This window comes from Actinosynnema sp. NPDC002837 (assembly GCF_040295345.1).
Lineage (GTDB): Bacteria > Actinomycetota > Actinomycetes > Mycobacteriales > Pseudonocardiaceae > Actinosynnema.
Window position 1 is genome coordinate 20514 of the sequence record NZ_JBEOVG010000044.1, and the last position, 14427, is coordinate 34940.

Annotated in this window: 14 protein-coding genes; 4 read left to right on the top strand and 10 right to left on the bottom strand. The window is 73.2% G+C overall.

Features of this window, described 5'->3' with window-relative positions:
• Together ABTZ99_RS26360 and sigC are read right to left on the bottom strand one after the other, a co-directional pair.
• Positions 1 to 1197, bottom strand: a complete 1197-nt coding sequence (locus ABTZ99_RS26360) for an MFS transporter (protein ID WP_498784279.1) — start codon at positions 1195 to 1197, stop codon at positions 1 to 3.
• A 6-nt stretch (positions 1198 to 1203) separates the two neighbouring features.
• On the bottom strand, positions 1204 to 1773 hold the full coding sequence (sigC, locus tag ABTZ99_RS26365) for an RNA polymerase sigma factor SigC (protein WP_498784277.1): 570 nt from the start codon (positions 1771 to 1773) through the stop codon (positions 1204 to 1206).
• Between the two features lie 63 nt (positions 1774 to 1836).
• Here sigC and ABTZ99_RS26370 point away from each other — a divergent pair, with 63 nt between their 5' ends.
• A complete protein-coding gene (locus ABTZ99_RS26370; RefSeq protein ID WP_498784275.1) occupies positions 1837 to 2553 on the top strand; it encodes a zf-HC2 domain-containing protein in 717 nt (238 codons plus the stop codon).
• Here the strand turns inward: ABTZ99_RS26370 and ABTZ99_RS26375 are convergent.
• From ABTZ99_RS26375 to ABTZ99_RS26390, 4 genes are all read right to left on the bottom strand, one after another.
• A complete protein-coding gene (locus ABTZ99_RS26375; protein ID WP_499614873.1) occupies positions 2535 to 3737 on the bottom strand; it encodes an ATP-grasp domain-containing protein in 1203 nt (400 codons plus the stop codon). The two genes, ABTZ99_RS26370 and ABTZ99_RS26375, sit on opposite strands and share 19 nt — an antisense overlap.
• Positions 3734 to 4804, bottom strand: a complete 1071-nt coding sequence (locus ABTZ99_RS26380) for a pyridoxal-phosphate dependent enzyme (protein WP_498784271.1) — start codon at positions 4802 to 4804, stop codon at positions 3734 to 3736. Before ABTZ99_RS26380 ends, ABTZ99_RS26375 begins: the two co-directional genes overlap by 4 nt.
• Before the next feature lie 97 nt (positions 4805 to 4901).
• Complete coding sequence (locus ABTZ99_RS26385; protein WP_499614875.1) at positions 4902 to 5600, bottom strand: DJ-1/PfpI family protein; 699 nt, start codon at positions 5598 to 5600, stop codon at positions 4902 to 4904.
• 75 nt (positions 5601 to 5675) lie between these two features.
• Positions 5676 to 6515 carry a LysR family transcriptional regulator gene (locus ABTZ99_RS26390; protein WP_498784268.1) on the bottom strand — a complete coding sequence of 280 codons (840 nt, stop codon included), beginning with the start codon at positions 6513 to 6515 and terminating at the stop codon, positions 5676 to 5678.
• 88 nt (positions 6516 to 6603) lie between these two features.
• On the opposite strand from ABTZ99_RS26390, the gene ABTZ99_RS26395 reads away from it, so the two are divergent.
• Positions 6604 to 7476 carry an SDR family oxidoreductase gene (locus ABTZ99_RS26395; RefSeq protein WP_499614877.1) on the top strand — a complete coding sequence of 291 codons (873 nt, stop codon included), beginning with the start codon at positions 6604 to 6606 and terminating at the stop codon, positions 7474 to 7476.
• A gap of 86 nt (positions 7477 to 7562) precedes the next feature.
• Here the strand turns inward: ABTZ99_RS26395 and ABTZ99_RS26400 are convergent, their stop codons facing one another.
• The 4 genes from ABTZ99_RS26400 to ABTZ99_RS26415 all read right to left on the bottom strand — a co-directional run bounded on the left by ABTZ99_RS26400 (position 7563) and on the right by ABTZ99_RS26415 (position 11612).
• Entirely contained in the window at positions 7563 to 8459 is an 897-nt protein-coding gene (locus tag ABTZ99_RS26400) for an SDR family oxidoreductase (protein WP_499614880.1), read from the bottom strand.
• Between the two features lie 35 nt (positions 8460 to 8494).
• The gene (locus tag ABTZ99_RS26405; RefSeq protein WP_499614882.1) at positions 8495 to 9265 is read right to left on the bottom strand and encodes an SDR family oxidoreductase; all 771 of its coding nucleotides are present in this window, start codon (positions 9263 to 9265) and stop codon (positions 8495 to 8497) included.
• A gap of 397 nt (positions 9266 to 9662) precedes the next feature.
• Positions 9663 to 10376: a TetR/AcrR family transcriptional regulator gene (locus tag ABTZ99_RS26410; protein WP_499614885.1), complete on the bottom strand. Its 714-nt coding sequence runs from the start codon at positions 10374 to 10376 to the stop codon at positions 9663 to 9665.
• Positions 10377 to 10445: 69 nt separating this feature from the next.
• A complete protein-coding gene (locus tag ABTZ99_RS26415; protein ID WP_499614887.1) occupies positions 10446 to 11612 on the bottom strand; it encodes a PucR family transcriptional regulator in 1167 nt (388 codons plus the stop codon).
• A gap of 294 nt (positions 11613 to 11906) precedes the next feature.
• On the opposite strand from ABTZ99_RS26415, the gene ABTZ99_RS26420 reads away from it, so the two are divergent.
• A complete protein-coding gene (locus ABTZ99_RS26420; RefSeq protein ID WP_499614941.1) occupies positions 11907 to 13121 on the top strand; it encodes a YncE family protein in 1215 nt (404 codons plus the stop codon).
• 137 nt (positions 13122 to 13258) lie between these two features.
• Positions 13259 to 14419 (top strand): MFS transporter, encoded by a 1161-nt coding sequence (locus ABTZ99_RS26425; RefSeq protein ID WP_498784047.1) that lies wholly within the window; start codon positions 13259 to 13261, stop codon positions 14417 to 14419.
• Positions 14420 to 14427 lie beyond the last annotated feature (8 nt).

Consider the following 14427-nt stretch of genomic DNA (forward strand, 5'->3'; position numbering starts at 1 on the left):
TCAGCGGAAGTCGCGCGCGGACGGCACGAGCGCGGCGGCGGCCGGCGCGGCGAAGCAGACCACCGCGCACACGGCGAGGACGACGCCCGCGCCGAACCCGTCGATCGCCGGTGCGATCAGGGCCAGGCCGACCGGCGCGAGACCGTAGGACAGCAGGAAGTCCAAGGACGACACCCTGGCCAGGGCCGAGGGCTCGACCTCGCGCTGCGCGGCGGTGAACCACGGCACGTTGAACAGCTCGATCCCCACCCCCGCCACCACGTACGCGGCGATGACGACCACCGCGTGCACCGGCAGCAACAGGCTCAACGGCACGAACCCGTAGCACGCCAACCCCGCCAACGCGGTCCAGCCCTGCGCCCGGGAACCCCACCGTCCGGCGATGATCGCGCCACCCAAGGCGCCCACCGTGTACGCGGTCATGGCGGCGGCGAGCACCGCACCCGTGCCGTACCGGTCGCGACTCACCAGGGGCAGCACGACACCCGTCGCCGAGTAACCCGTGGCGATCACCGCGGTCAACGCGCCCAGACCCGCGACGAACCACGGGTGCCGCCGCGCCTCGCGGACCCCCTCGAAGAACTCGACCGCGAAACGTCGACGGGCCACCGGGACGACGACTCCGCCGGCAGGAGGGATCACCGCCGCGCCCAACCACAGCACCGCCGTCGCGACGATCAACGCCGGTGTGTCGACCACCAGCGCCAGCAACGCCGTCAGGCCCGGCGCGACCAACGTGGTGACCCGCACCGCCAACGTCATCGCCGCGTTCGCCCGCCGCCGCCGGTCGGGGGCGACGACTTCCGCCGTGAGCGCCTGGAACGCCGGTCGGCACGCGCCCTGCCCCGCGCCGACCACGGCCGCCGCCACGGCCATCACCACGACCGACCGTCCCAACCCGACCGCGATGACCGGCGAGGCGACCGCGGCGACCAGTCCCGCCCACCACACCACCCGACGCCGGGAGTGCCGATCGGCCAGCACACCGGCGACCGGCACCGCGACCAGGAACCCGGCGGTCCGGGCGGCCAGCACGATCCCCAGCTCCACCGCGGTCATCGACCGCTCCAGCACGGCGAACCCGAGCACGAACGGCAACGCCCACGTGGCCAACCCGGACGCCGTGGTCCCGATCCACAACCGCAGGAACGCCGCGTCGCGCACCAGCGGCCGGCCGGACCGGACGTCGGGTCGCACGGACGCTCAGCCGACCTCGGTGGCGCCGGACCGGCCGGTCGCGCGCAGCAGGTCGTCACGCGCCCGCGCGACGCGGGACCGGATCGTGCCCACCGGGCAGCCCGCGATCTCGGCCGCCTCCGCGTAGGACAGTCCCAGCACCTGCGTGAGCACCAAGGCCTCGCGGCGATCCGGGTCGAGCGCGTCCAGCAGGAGGTTCAGCTCGACGGTGTCCTCGAAGCCGGACCCGACCGGCCGCCGGTCCGCCTCGCGCTCCCAGTCCGCGCCGGGCGACAGCCGCGGCCGTGACCGCGCCATCCGGACCTGGTCGACCACCACCCGGCGGGCGATCGACAGCAGCCAGGTGCGGGCCGACGAACGCCCGGCGAACCGGCGCAGGCTCACCAGGGCGCGCGCGTAGGTCTCCTGGGCGAGGTCGTCGGCCACGCCGACGTCGGCGAGGTGGGCGATGAACCGCCACACGTCCCGTTGCGTCGCCCGCACGAACCGCTCCAGCGCGTCCCGGTCGCCGGCACGGGCCCGCAACGCCCAGCGCGTCACCTCGTCGTCGGGGTTGGTCACGTTGGGGGAGGTCACGACTTCGAATCGTAACCACAGAAAGTCGGGAACTCGTGCGCCGAATGGAGCGACTACTGGGGCGTGGACTGCCGAACCTGCCGTGAAGTGTTGTCCGCGCGCCTCGACGGCGAAGCCGAGCCCGCGCCCGCCGCCGAAGTGGACGCGCACGTCGAGCAGTGCGCGGACTGCTCGACGTGGCTGGTCCGGGCGCAGGCGTTGACCAGGGCGATCCGGGTGCGCCCGGCGCAGCCCGCGCCGGACCTGGTCGCCGCCGTGCTGGCGGACGCGCCGCCGCGCCACGTCGCCCTGACACCGCGCCTGGCGCTGGCCGCGGTCGCGATCGTCCAGTTGTGGCTGGCGCTGGCGCAACTGCTCGCGGGCGCCACGTCGCCGCCCGCGCACGGCATCTCCGGGCACCTGTTCAACGAGGGCGCGGCGTGGAACCTGGCGCTGGGCATCGGCTTGCTCGTCGCCGCCGTGCACGCGCACCGCGCCGCCGGGCTGCTGCCCACGCTCGGGGGTTTCGTCGCGGTGCTCGCCGCGTTCTCCGCGCACGACCTGCTCACCGGCGCCACGACCGCGGCCCGCGTGCTGACGCACGTGCCGGTCCTGGCCGGTCTGGTGCTGCTGTTCCTGGTCCACCGCGCGCACCGCGACCAGCCGACGCCCGGCACACCGGCCAAGCACGAGCACGACGAGCACGACGGCTCGGACGAGTCGGAAGACGACCGGCCGCCGCGCGCGGGGAAGCGCGGCCGGGGCGGCCTGAGGCCCACGGCTCACCGGCGTGCTGCCTGAGCGGTGGACACGATGGGCGTGATCGCGCCCGCGGCGGCCAGCGCGCGGTGCAGGGCGAGTTCGGCGGTCGGGCCCTCGGCGAGCACGATCCCGGTGCACGAGCGCTGGTCGGTCAGGTGCTCGACCACGTCACCGGGACTCGCGGCCGGGTACCACTCGGGCGAGCCGGGCAGGCCGGTCACCCGGTCGAGCCCGGACCAGCCACTGAGGACACCCGCCCGCGCGGGGTAGGCCAGGACGAACGCGACCCCGGTGCCGGGCTTGAGCGGCTCGGTCAGCAACGCCGGTTCCACCGCCAGCGCCATCGAGACCATCGCGTCGTAGACGTTGACGTCCAGCGACCGGCACAGCGCCTCGCCGACGAGCGCGCCGCCGATCCGCGCGTTGACCTCGACCACCTCGGGCCCGTCGGCGGTGAGCACGAACTCGGTGTGCGCGAACCCGCGTTCGTGGCCGGCGACGGCCAGCACCCGGGCGATCCACCGGCCGAGCTCGGCGAGGTCGGCGGCGGGGAACGCGACCGGGAACGCGGCGGCTTCCTCCCGTCGCACCGGTTCGGGCGAGAGCTGGCGGCTGAACACGCCCAGCAGCCGCGTGCGGCCGGCCCACGTGACGGTCTCGGCGCTGTAGAGCGGCCCGGCGAAGTACGGTTCGGCGATCAGCCTGCCCTTGAGCGGTGTGCGTTCGGCTTCGCGCAACGCGTCGTCCAGTTCGGCGCGGGTGCGCACCAGCCACACGGCGCGCGACGACGTGCCCGCGGAGTCCTTGACCACCAACGGGAACCCGTCGTCCGACGTCGGGTCGACCGGCCCGCCGCGGCTGAGCCCGTGCTCGTGCAGCAACGCGCGGACCGCGCCCTTGTCCCGCAGCACGCGCACCGCGTCCACGTCGGGTCCCGGCAGACCCAGTCGCCGCGCCAGTTCCGCCCCCGGCACGGCCCACGTGTCGGTGGAGCTGATCAACCCGGCCAGGTCCGGTATCGCGCGCAGAGCCGCCTCGCACGCCGTCACGTCCGCGGTGTCGATGTCGACGACGCGCACCCGGTCCGGGCCGAGGGTGCGGAGTTCGTGGGTGTAGATCGACCGGTCGCCGGTGAGCAGGCACAGGTCGTGGCCCGCGTCCCCGGCGGCGTCGGCGAGCCTGCCGAGGCCGAAGGTGAGGGCTTCCAGCAGCGCGATCGTCACGGCACGGGGTCCTTCCGGCGTTCCTGCGCGGGCACCCGCGGACCGTGGGCCCGGCGCGCCCAGTCCATCGCGGCCCACGGCGGTGCCAGGTCGTCGAGCGAGGCGATCTCCACCGGCGCCAGCAGCGCCGGGTCGAGGGCTTCGCGGTGACGGGCGAAGACGCGGGCCGCGTACCGGTGGCCGGTGTCCGCGCCGATGACGAGGTGCGTGCGGCCGGGGTCGCGTTCGGCTTCCCAGCGCGCGGCGAGGTGCGCGGCGCCGGTGGACAGGCCCGCGAACACGGCGTGCTCGCGCAGCAGCCCGACAGTGGCGGCCATGGCGTGCTGGAAGTCCAACCAGTGCACGCGGTCGTACAGCTCGTGGTGCACGTTGCCGAACGGGATGGCGCTGCCGATGCCCGCGATGATGGCGTCGGGGTCGGTGAACCGCTCGCTGCCGAACGTGACGCTGCCGAACGGTTGCACGCCGACCAGCCGCACCTCCGGGTCGTGCCGCCGCAACGACCGGGTCAGCCCGCCGCTGGACGCGCCGGTGCCGACGCTGCCCACCACCGTCAGCGCCTCGGCCGGCAGGGCGCGCCGCAGGTGCTCGGCCAGTTCGGCGTACCCCAGGTGGTGGACGGGGTCGTGGTACTGCCGCATCCAGTGCAGGTCCGGGTCGCGGGCCAGCAGTTCGCGGACCCGGGCGACCCGGCGGTTCTGGTCCAGCCGCAGGTCGTCCGACGGCGGCATCTGGTCCACGGTGACGCCGAGGATCTCCAGCTGGGCGCGGATGGTGTCGTCCACGGTGGTGGAGGCGACGATGTGGCAGCGCAACCCGTGCCGGTGGCAGGCCATCGCCAGCGCCAGCGCGTAGATGCCGCTGGAGCTGTCGACCAGGGTCTGTCCTCTGTGGACCACCCCGGTGTCGAGGAGGTGCCGGACCGCGCCCAGGGCGGCGTAAACCTTCAACGTCTCGAAGCGGATCAGCACGATGCCGGGGGACAACCGCACGAGCGACGGCGTCTTCACCGCGTCGGTGATGTGGTCGTGCACCGGTAAGCCGGGGTGGTCGAGCACTGCCGTCACCGCCCGATCGGACGCAGGTAGGTGGCCAAGTCGGCTCCCGGACGTAGAGGTCGTCGGCACGGGGCGTTCGGTTCCCGGCAACCGCCGGTCGAGGCGCTCAGCCGCGCCAGACCGTGCCGCGCCGTTCGTGCTCCAGGACCGTCTCCACCCGCTGGGCGAGCTTCGCGCCGAGGAACCGCTCCGCCAGCCACAGCGCCACGTCCAGCCCGGAGGTGATGCCGCCGCCGTTGATCAGGTCGCCGTCGTCCACCACGCGGGCGTTGACGACGGTGGCTCCCTGCGCGGCCAGGTCGGCTTTCGCGCCGGTGTGCGTGGTCGCGTTGCGGCCCTTGGTCAACCCCGCGGCGGACAGCACCATCGTCCCGGTGCAGATGCCGACCCGCAGCAGGTCGGCGGCGGCCAGGCGGCGCAGGAAGCCCTGGTCGGCGATGAGCCGGTTGACCCCGGGCCCGGTCTTGTCGGCGTACCCGCCACCGGGCACGACCAGCACGTCCGCCTGCTCAGGCGACCAGCCCGCGGCCACCTGGACCTTGGTGCCGTACGTGCAGGTGACCGTGCCGGGACGACCGGTGGTCACCAAGGTCGTCGTCAACGCGCCGCCGCTCATCCGCCCGGCGAGGCCCAGCACCTCCACCGGTGCGATGAAGTCCTGCTCCTCCACCCCGTCGAACAGCAGCACCTGCACCCGCAGCGGCGTCGTCGCCGACGCGGTGGCCGCACCACCCGACATCGCCCCCACTGCTCCCATCGTGCCGACGGACAGCGCCGACGCGCGCAAGAACGCACGACGTTCCACGGTGACCTCCCCGGTTCCGGTTCACCACAGTGGTCGGTCGAAACGCCCGTCCGGTTCCTGGCGGTCGGCGAGTCGTCACCGGGTGGCCGCGCGGACGAGTGCCGCGGTGGCCGTCGAGCGGGACTGCTGGGGCCAGGCGATCGAGAGGGTCGCGGGCGGCGCGTCCGGCACGTCGAGGTAGGCGATCCCCGGTCGCGGGTAGCGGTCGATCACGGACTCGGGCAGCAGGGTGACCAGCTCGCCCAGTTCGACCAGTTTGAGCAGTTGGGGCAGGTCGCGGACGTCGTGCCGGGCGACGATCCCGTCGAGGTAGTGGTGGAGCTGGTCCAGGCGCGTGGCGTCGTCGACGGGCAGCCCGAGCTCGGCGAGGGTGGCGTGCCCGCGTGCCGCGAGCGGGTGGTCGGTCGGGACGGCGGCGACGTGCCGCTCGACGGCCACGGTCTCGGCGTCGAGGCCGGTGCGGTCGAACGGCTCGTAGATCAGGGCGGCGTCGGCCTCTCCTTGGCGCAGGAGCCCGGGTTGCTCGCCCCACCGGCACAGGCGGACCGCGACCGGCAAGGACGACGCCGGGTCGGCCGCGTACCCGGCGAGGATGGCCTCCAGCAGCCCCGCGTCGCTGTCGGCCTTGACCGCCAGGACGAGCTTCGGCTCCGCGGCGCGTTGTGCTCGCCGGCCGGCCGCCTGCAGCGCGTCGAGGGCGATCCGGGCCTGGTCGAGGAGGACGGAGCCCGCGGCCGTCAGCGCGACGCTGTGGGTGGTCCGCTCGAACAGCGTGACGCCCAACTCCGCTTCCAGCTTGCGGATCGTGCGCGACAGGGGAGGGGCCGAGATGCCCAGCCGCTCGGCCGCGCGCGTGAAGTTGAGCTCTTCGGCGACGGCGACGAAGTAGCGCAGGGGACGTGACTCCAAGCCCACCTACCTCCGATCGGTATGTCCCTGAGGGTAACAACCCAGTGCCGGCTGATCCTTCCGGCACGGCGGCGTCGCGGGCAGGGTTGGTCGCATGATCATCGTCAGTGGTGCCAACGGGAAGCTCGGTCGAGCGGTGGTGGAACGGCTGCTGCGCCGGGTCGGGCCGGACCGGATCGGTGTGTGCGTCCGCGATGCGGAGCGGGCTCGCGGGCTGGCGGAGCGGGGCGTTCGGGTCAGGCAGGGCGACTTCGCGGACGAGGGGAGCCTGGCGCACGCGTTCGAGGGCGCGTCACGGGTGTTGGTCGTGTCGGTGGACAACAGCGGCGAGACGGCGGTGCGCCTGCACGAGACCGCGATCAACGCCGCCGGCAAGGCCGGGGCCGAGCGCGTCGTCTACACCAGCCACGTGGGCTCGAACCCGTCGTCGCCCTTCGCGCCGATGGTCGACCACGCCGCCACGGAGGTGGTGCTGCGGGAGTCGGGCCTCGCTTTCACGTCGCTGCGCAACGGTTTCTACGCGTCGACCGTGGCCATGCTGCTCGGTGGCGCGGCGGAGACGGGTGAGCTGGCCGCGCCGGAGGACGGCCCGGTGTCCTGGACGTCCCACGACGACCTGGCCGAGGCGGCGGCGCTCGCGTTGACCGAGGACGTCTTCGACGGCGTGACGCCGGCCCTCACCGGTCCGGTGGCGGTGGACCTGGCAGAGGTCGCGGCGATCGCGTCGGAGGCGACGGGCCGGCCGATCCGCCGGGTCGTCGTGCCGGACGACGACTACCGGGCCGGGCTCGTCACCCACGGTCTGCCCGAGCACGTCGCGGACTTGCTGGTGGGGATGTTCGCGGCGAGTCGTCAAGGCGAGTTCGCCCGGGTCGACCCCGCGCTCGCCGGTCTGATCGGACGGCCGACCGTGCCGCTGCGCGACGTCCTGGAAGCCCGGCCCCGGTCGGCCGATCTTGCCCAATAACCTCTATAGCTTCAGTGTCGACCGAGTTCAACTCTCGGACGTGTGCCCCGGCGCAGCTTGCACAATCGGCCCTGACGAGCTGTCGGCTACCCGGCCGGCTGGACGGTGAGCAGGTCGTCCAGGTCGATGCGGGTGAGGAAGTCGCGGCGGACGCGGTCGGCGACCTCGGAGACCTCTTCGGAGCCGTCGTCAGCCGGGTCGACGTGCACCCGGAAGGGGCGTTCGCCGCGAGGGAGGGCGACGATCCGGGCGATCTCGTCGGCGACGAGCGAGGCGTCGGCGTCTTCGGGCGCGAGGGCGGCGAGCTTGCCGGCGACCTGCTCGACCAGCCCGGCGTACCTCGTCCCGTACTCGGCCTCCACGGCGGTGTCGGCCGGGCGGCCGGAGTGGGCGAAGTGGTTGGTGCCCGAGGTGAACGAGCCGGGCACGACGATGGACGTCTCGACGCCCCAGCGGGCGAGTTCGCCCGCGTAGCTCACCGCGAGCGAGTCCATGCCCGCCTTGGCCGCGAAGTACGGCGCGAGGTACGGCGGGGTGCCGCCCTTGACGCTGGAGCTGGACACCCAGATCACCAGGCCGTGGCCGCGGTGGCGCATGCCGGGCAGCACGGCGCGGTTGACCCGCTGGGTGCTCAGCACGTTCACGTCGTACAGCTCGGCCAGCTGGTCGGGGGTGAACGCCTCGGTGGGCCCGGTGGCCAGGTGGCCGGCGTTGTGGACGAGGACGTCGACGCGGCCGTGCTCGGCCTCGATCCGGGCGATGGCGGCGTCGACGGACTCCTGCGAGTTCACGTCGAGCTCGATCGCGCGGAGGTCGACGCCGTGCTGCCGGGCGTAGTCGGTGGCGGCTCGGACCCGGGGCGCGTTGCGGCCGGTGGTCTCGCGCATCCCGGCGTAGACGGTGTCGCCGGTGTCGGCGAGGGCACGGGCGGTGAGGGCGCCGAAGCCGCTGGACGCGCCGGTGATGACGATGACGTTGCTCATGGCGGTTCCTTCCGGTGTGGACGGAGGTGTGGTGATCAGGCGAGGCCGCCGTTGGCGAAGAGGACCTGGCCGTTGACCCAGCGGGCGGGGCCGGCGAGGAACGAGACCGCGTCGGCGATGTCCTCGGGCCGGCCGAGCCGTTCGAGCGGGGTGGCCTTGGCGAAGTTGGCGATCAGGTCGTCGTCCTTGCCCCGCAGGAACAACGGGGTCGCGGTGGGGCCGGGTGCGACCGCGTTGACGGTGATGTCCTTGCCGCGCAGTTCGCGGGCGAGGATCAGGGTGATGCTCTCGACGGCGGCCTTGCTCGCGACGTAGGCGCCGTAGGTGGGCAGCTGGGTGCGGGTGACCGAGGTGGAGAAGTTGACGATCGCGCCGCCCCGGCGGAGGCGGCGGGCGGCCTGCTGTGACACGACGAACGTGCCGCGGACGTTGGTGCGGTGCACGCGGTCCAGGTCGTCCAGGTCCAGTTCGGCGATCGGCGCCAGGACCATGGTCCCGGCGGTGTTCACGACCACGTCGACGCCGCCGAACGCGGCCTCGACGGCGTCGAAGGCGGCGCTCATGTCGTGCTCGTCGGCGACATCCCCGCCGACCGCGATGGCCTGCCCGCCGCGGGCGGTGATGTCGGCGACGATCGCCTCGGCCCTGCCTTTGTTGCCGGCGTAGTGCACGCCCACCGCGAAACCGTCGACGACGAGCCGCTCGGCGACCGCCCGCCCGATCCCCCCGCTGCCGCCGGTGACGAGGGCGACCCGGGTGGTGGTGGGAGTGGCGTTGGTGGTGTCGGTGGCGGTGTTCTCGGTCATGTCATTTCCTTTCGGCGCAAGGGATGCGCAGTGCGTGCCGGAGATGGAGCCGGCGAGGGGGTTGCCATGGGCCGCGAGGGAGGGGCGGCGGGGTAGTGGCGAAGGGGCGGACGGAGAGCCGCTCGACTTGGTGTGCGGGCGCGCGAAAGAGGCGCGTGGATGCGCCGGGCGCCGGAAGTGCGGGCCAGGCATGGCGACTGTCCAGTCCGGCTGGGTGGGGCTGCGGTGGTGGCTGGGCCGGGCCTGCGACGGTGTGGCCGTGTGCGGTGGCAGCGGTGCCGGCTGTCGGGGGTGGCTGCGGTCCGGCTGTCCGGGGTGGGCTAAGGCTGGTGTGTGGCGGGTGGGGCCGGTCGTGGGGGAGTGGCGGGCAGGTTCGGGAGGTGGGGGGTGGTGGTGTTTAAGGCTCGGTGGGGGTTGCGAGGTGGGTCAGCCATTCGGTGAGGAGGGCGAACTCCGCCGGGCTGAAGGACTTCGGCCGCTTCGAGCGCAGCAGCGCGCCGAGGGTCGTCGCCGCCTGGGCCACCGCCTGGGTCGTCGTCACCGGCGTGTCCGCGGGGTCCGCGTCGGGTTCCGGGGTCAGGATTCCCGGCAGCACGATCTCCCTCACCCGCACCGAGAGCTCGGGGTCGCGGTCCGCCTCCGGGCGGTTGAGCAGGGACAGGGCGACGCCCGTGTTGGCGGCCATCACGACGTCGGCGGCGCGGTCGGGTTCGACGGCCAGGCGGCCGACCCGGGCGACCCGTTCGAGCACGCCGCGCAGTAACTCGTTCGCCTCGCGGACCGCCTGCGGCGGGGAGGACAGCCGGGGCGTGTACATCAGGCGGTACACGTTCGGGTGGTCGAGGGCGAAACGCGTGTGCCCGTCCCACCCGCGCCGGAGGTCCGCGACGGGGTCCTCGGTCGGCACCGCGGCGCGCTTGGCCGCGAGGTACTGCGCGAACCCGTGATCGACGACCGCGGCGAGCAGGCTGTCCTTGTCGCCGAAGAGCCGGTAGATCACCGGTTGCTGCACCCCGGCCTTCTCCCCGACGCCGCGCGTGGAGATGTCGCCGTTGGGCGAGCTCTCCAGCAGCTCGGTGGCCGCCACCAGGATCGCTGATCTGTTGTCCATGTTAGCAACGATAACACAGGGCCCGATCGGTGACAACAGCTCGCTGTTAGCGCCGATAATCCCAGGTGGTCACCGTGACGGGCGGTGGTCGAGCCAGGTTCGCAGCGCCCACCAGTGGCGCAGGGTGCCCAGGACGGTCGACGGGTCGTCCGCGCCGCTGTCGTCCCACGGCGTGCCGGTGAGCTCGGCCAACCGGTCGAGCCGGTACCGGACGGTGTTGGGGTGCACGTGCAGCGCGGCGGCGGCGTGACCGAGGCGTTGGCCGTGGTCGAGGTAGACCAGGGCGGTGCCGACCAGTTCGCGGTGGAAGTCGTCGTCGTGGTCGAGGCCGTCGAGCGAGCCGCGCAGCAGGTCGGCGAGCACCGGTTGCGCGGCCAGTGCCACCTCGCCCGCCAGGTCGGTGAGGTCGTGCACCCCGCGCCGCCCCGCCCGACCGGCGATCCGCAACGCCGCCACGCACAACGGGTGGAGGTCGCGCATGACCGCGAGCCCCGTCGCGGGCGCGACCACCAGCAGCACGTCGGTCCCGAGGTCGGTCGGCGGTCGGATGGCCAACCCGGTCAGCCGCCCCTCCACCAACCCGTAGACGCCGCCGCACCCCAGCAGCCGCTGTTCCAGCGCCCGTGCCTCGCCCGGCAGGGTCACGTCGGAGACCAGGCAGTGGTAGAGCCCGTCCGATGACAGGCCGGCGCGCCGCAGCTCGGCGGGTTCCGGCGGCGTGCCGTCGCCGTGCACGAGCAGTCGCCGCAGCAGGTGAGTGTTCGCGTCCCGGTTCGTGCGGGACAGTTCGAGCTCGGCCGTGTGGTAGCCGTTGATGACGTGCCGCTCCAACGCCCCGGTGTAGCGGTCGAGGTCGACCAACCCCTCCAGCAGCACTTCGTCGGGCACGCCTGCGGCCCGGCTGCGGGCGATGGCGATGTTCATCGCCGTGGTGCGGCCCGCCTGGACGCCGCGCAGCAGGCCGTCGATGGAGATCCCCTGGGCCGCGCGGTCCGCGCCCAGCGCCTCGGCCGCCTCGAAGTCCTGCGCCTCCGGCTCCTCGGACCGCTCGAAGAAGTCGAGCCCGGTGGCCAGCAGGACCTCGACGTGCCGGCGGTTCTCCGCCTCCGGCAGCCGCGCCACCTCCGGCGACTGGCCGCGCGCGGCCCGGACGAGCTCCTCGACGACGCCGCGATCGGTCGCCATGCCCCTGAGCACCTGCCCGAGCAGGCGACCTCGATCGCGTGCTGCCGACACCGGCCACATCCTCCCGCCGCGACGTTGTGGCAGTGGCATAACGAGCACGCGGCTCGTTGGGCGCGGGCCCCTACCGCGGACGCGCCGCGAGCCGGTATCTATTGCCTACTGAACGGTAACAGTCCGGCCGGACTCGGGGCCACGGGTCCGGGAACAGGCGTGGACGAGTCGAAAACCCTGCACGGATGTGACAATTCGCGCATCCGGTTTGGAGCTGTCGTGGACAAGAAATCCGGGTCGGGGGGACGCGAGCGCGCACCCCGCACGCGCCTGCTCGGCCTCCTGGCCGCCTGCGTGCTGGCCGCGACCACCGCCCCTGCCGTCGCCGCGTCCGCCGTCGCCGCCCCTCCCGCGGGCACGGCGCTGCGCGAGGTGATGTTCGTCGGGAACAACTGGGACGGCACCGCCGACGTGATCGCCTCCAGCGGCGACTTCGCGAAGATCGGCCGGGTGAACATCATCCCCGACCGCCAGGAGCGGCTGTGGGAGATCTACCTCAACCCGATCAAGCTGGCGTTCTTCCTCGGCATCAGGTCCGGCCCGGGTGAGGGCCACGACCAGTTCGTCGACGACATGTACACCACGCCCGACGGTCGCGCCGTGGTCGCCTCCCGGCCGAGCTTCGCCGACGTGGTGTCCATCGACCTGGCCACCGGGCGGGTGAACTGGCGCTTCCCGGTCTCGGGCTTCCGCTCCGACCACATGGCCGTCTCGCCGGACGGCCGTCGGGTCGCGGTGTCCGCCTCGACGTCCAACACCGTGCACGTGCTCGACATCGAGACCGGGCGCCAGGTCGGCTCGTTCGCGACCGGCGACAAGCCGCACGAGAACGTGTTCACCGACGACGGCCGCTACCTGTGGAACATGTCCATCGGCGAGGTCAACACCGCGCTGGACGACCCGGCGCTGGACTTCACCAAGGGGGACCGGCGCGTCACGGTGGTGGACGCGGCGACGTTCCAGCAGGTCAAGGTGATCGACATGAGGCCGCGGCTGGACGCGTTCGGCCGCTCGGACCTGTCCGACTCGGTGCGGCCGGTGGCGTTCACGCCCGACGAGTCGAAGCTGTACTTCCAGGTGTCGTTCTTCAACGGCTTCCTGGAGTACGACGTCGCCGCCGACCGCGTCACCCGTCTCAAGGAACTGCCCAAGAACCCGAACACCAGCGAGGACCGCACGACCTGGGTCAACGACTCGCGCCACCACGGCATGTCGATGAGCCCTCAGGGTGACAAGCTGTGCATCGCCGGGACGATGGACGACTACGCCGTGATCGTCGACCGGGCGACCCTGCGCGAAGGGGCGCTCGTGCCCGCGTCCAAGCCCTATTGGGCGACCGTCAGCGGTGACGGGCGCAGCTGCGTGATCTCGGAGAGCGGCTCCGACCAGGTCACGGCGATCGACTTCGCCACCGGGCGCAAGCTGGTGTCGGTGCCGGTCGGCGACCACCCGCAGCGGGTGCGCGTCGGCCACGTGCCCACCGGCTGGACGGGCCCTTCGGCGGGCTGACGACAACAGGAGAGCGGTGGTCGGCGAGGTTGTCGGCCACCGCTTTCGACTGCTCCGGACCGAGGTTGTAGGTTATAACCTATCAACCGAGGAGGTCCTGATGCGCGACCGCGTCGAGCCGGCCGTGGCGGAGCCGCATGCCGGGTAGGGGGAACCTGCTCGCGGTGCTGCTCGCGCACACCGTGCTGGTCCAGGTCGTCACGTTCGTGCTGCGGCCCACGTCCACCTACCGCGCGCTGGAACTCGGCGTGCCGACGGGGTGGCTCGGCCTGCTCTCGGCGGGGTTCGCGATCGCGCCGCTGGTGTTGGCGATCCCGTCCGGGCAGGCCGTCGACCGGCTGGGCGAACGACGGGTCATGCTGGCGGGCGCCGTGCTGATGTGCGCCGCCGCGGCGACGTTCGCGTTCGTCGGCGGCGGCGTGGCGGGGCTGGTGGTCGGCAGCGTGCTGCTCGGCACCGGTCACCTGTGCTCGGTGGTCGCGCAGCAGGCCCTGGTGGCGAACACGACCGAGACCTCGCGCTACGACGCGGCGTTCGGCTACTACACGTTCGCGGCGTCGTTGGGGCAGGCGGTCGGACCGGGCCTGATCCTGCTGTTCGGCGGCGATCGGACGATCCCGCGCACGGACACCGTGTTCGTGGTGGCGTTCGTGATCACCGTCGTGCTGATCGGCGTCACGGTGGCGTTGCGCTCGCCCGCCGTCCGTCGTGCGGCCGCGGTGGACGGCGAGCCGGAGGGCGTGCGCGACCTGCTGCGGCGACCGGGTCTGGTGCGGACGCTCGCGGTCAGCTGCGTGGTGATCGCGGCGGTCGACATCACGTTGGTGTACCTGCCCGCGCTGGGCGCCGAGCGCGGCATCCCGTCCGGTGTGGTCGGTGTGCTGCTGGCGGTGCGCGCGGCGGCGTCGATGACCTCACGCCTGCTCCTCGGCCGGTTGGCCGCGTGGCTGGGCAGGCGTCGGCTGTTGACGGGGAGCGTGGCGCTGGCCGCGGTCGGGCTCGCCGCGTCGGCCGTGCCGATGCCGGTGTGGCTGCTCGGCCTGGTGGTCCTCGTGGTGGGCCTCGGCCTCGGTGTCGGCCAACCGCTGACGATGTCGTGGCTGGCGGAGGCGACGCCGCCGGGGCTGCGCGGTCGGGCGATGTCGTTGCGCCTCACCGGGAACCGCCTCGGCCAGGTCGTCGTGCCCAGCGCGGCGGGGTTGCTCGCGGCGGGCACGGGCGCCGCCGGCGTCCTCGTCCTCACGGCCGCGAGCCTGACCGCCGCCGGTGTCGCGGCCGGACGACGCCCGCCGCCGTGACCGGCGCG

Coding starts and splice junctions, on each gene's coding strand:
- ABTZ99_RS26395 (WP_499614877.1), top strand. CDS start 6,604: ATGATCATCGTCAGTGGTGCCAACGGGAAGCTCGGTCGAGCGGTGGTG.
- ABTZ99_RS26400 (WP_499614880.1), bottom strand. CDS start 8,459: ATGAGCAACGTCATCGTCATCACCGGCGCGTCCAGCGGCTTCGGCGCC.
- ABTZ99_RS26405 (WP_499614882.1), bottom strand. CDS start 9,265: ATGACCGAGAACACCGCCACCGACACCACCAACGCCACTCCCACCACC.
- ABTZ99_RS26410 (WP_499614885.1), bottom strand. CDS start 10,376: ATGGACAACAGATCAGCGATCCTGGTGGCGGCCACCGAGCTGCTGGAG.
- ABTZ99_RS26425 (WP_498784047.1), top strand. CDS start 13,259: ATGCCGGGTAGGGGGAACCTGCTCGCGGTGCTGCTCGCGCACACCGTG.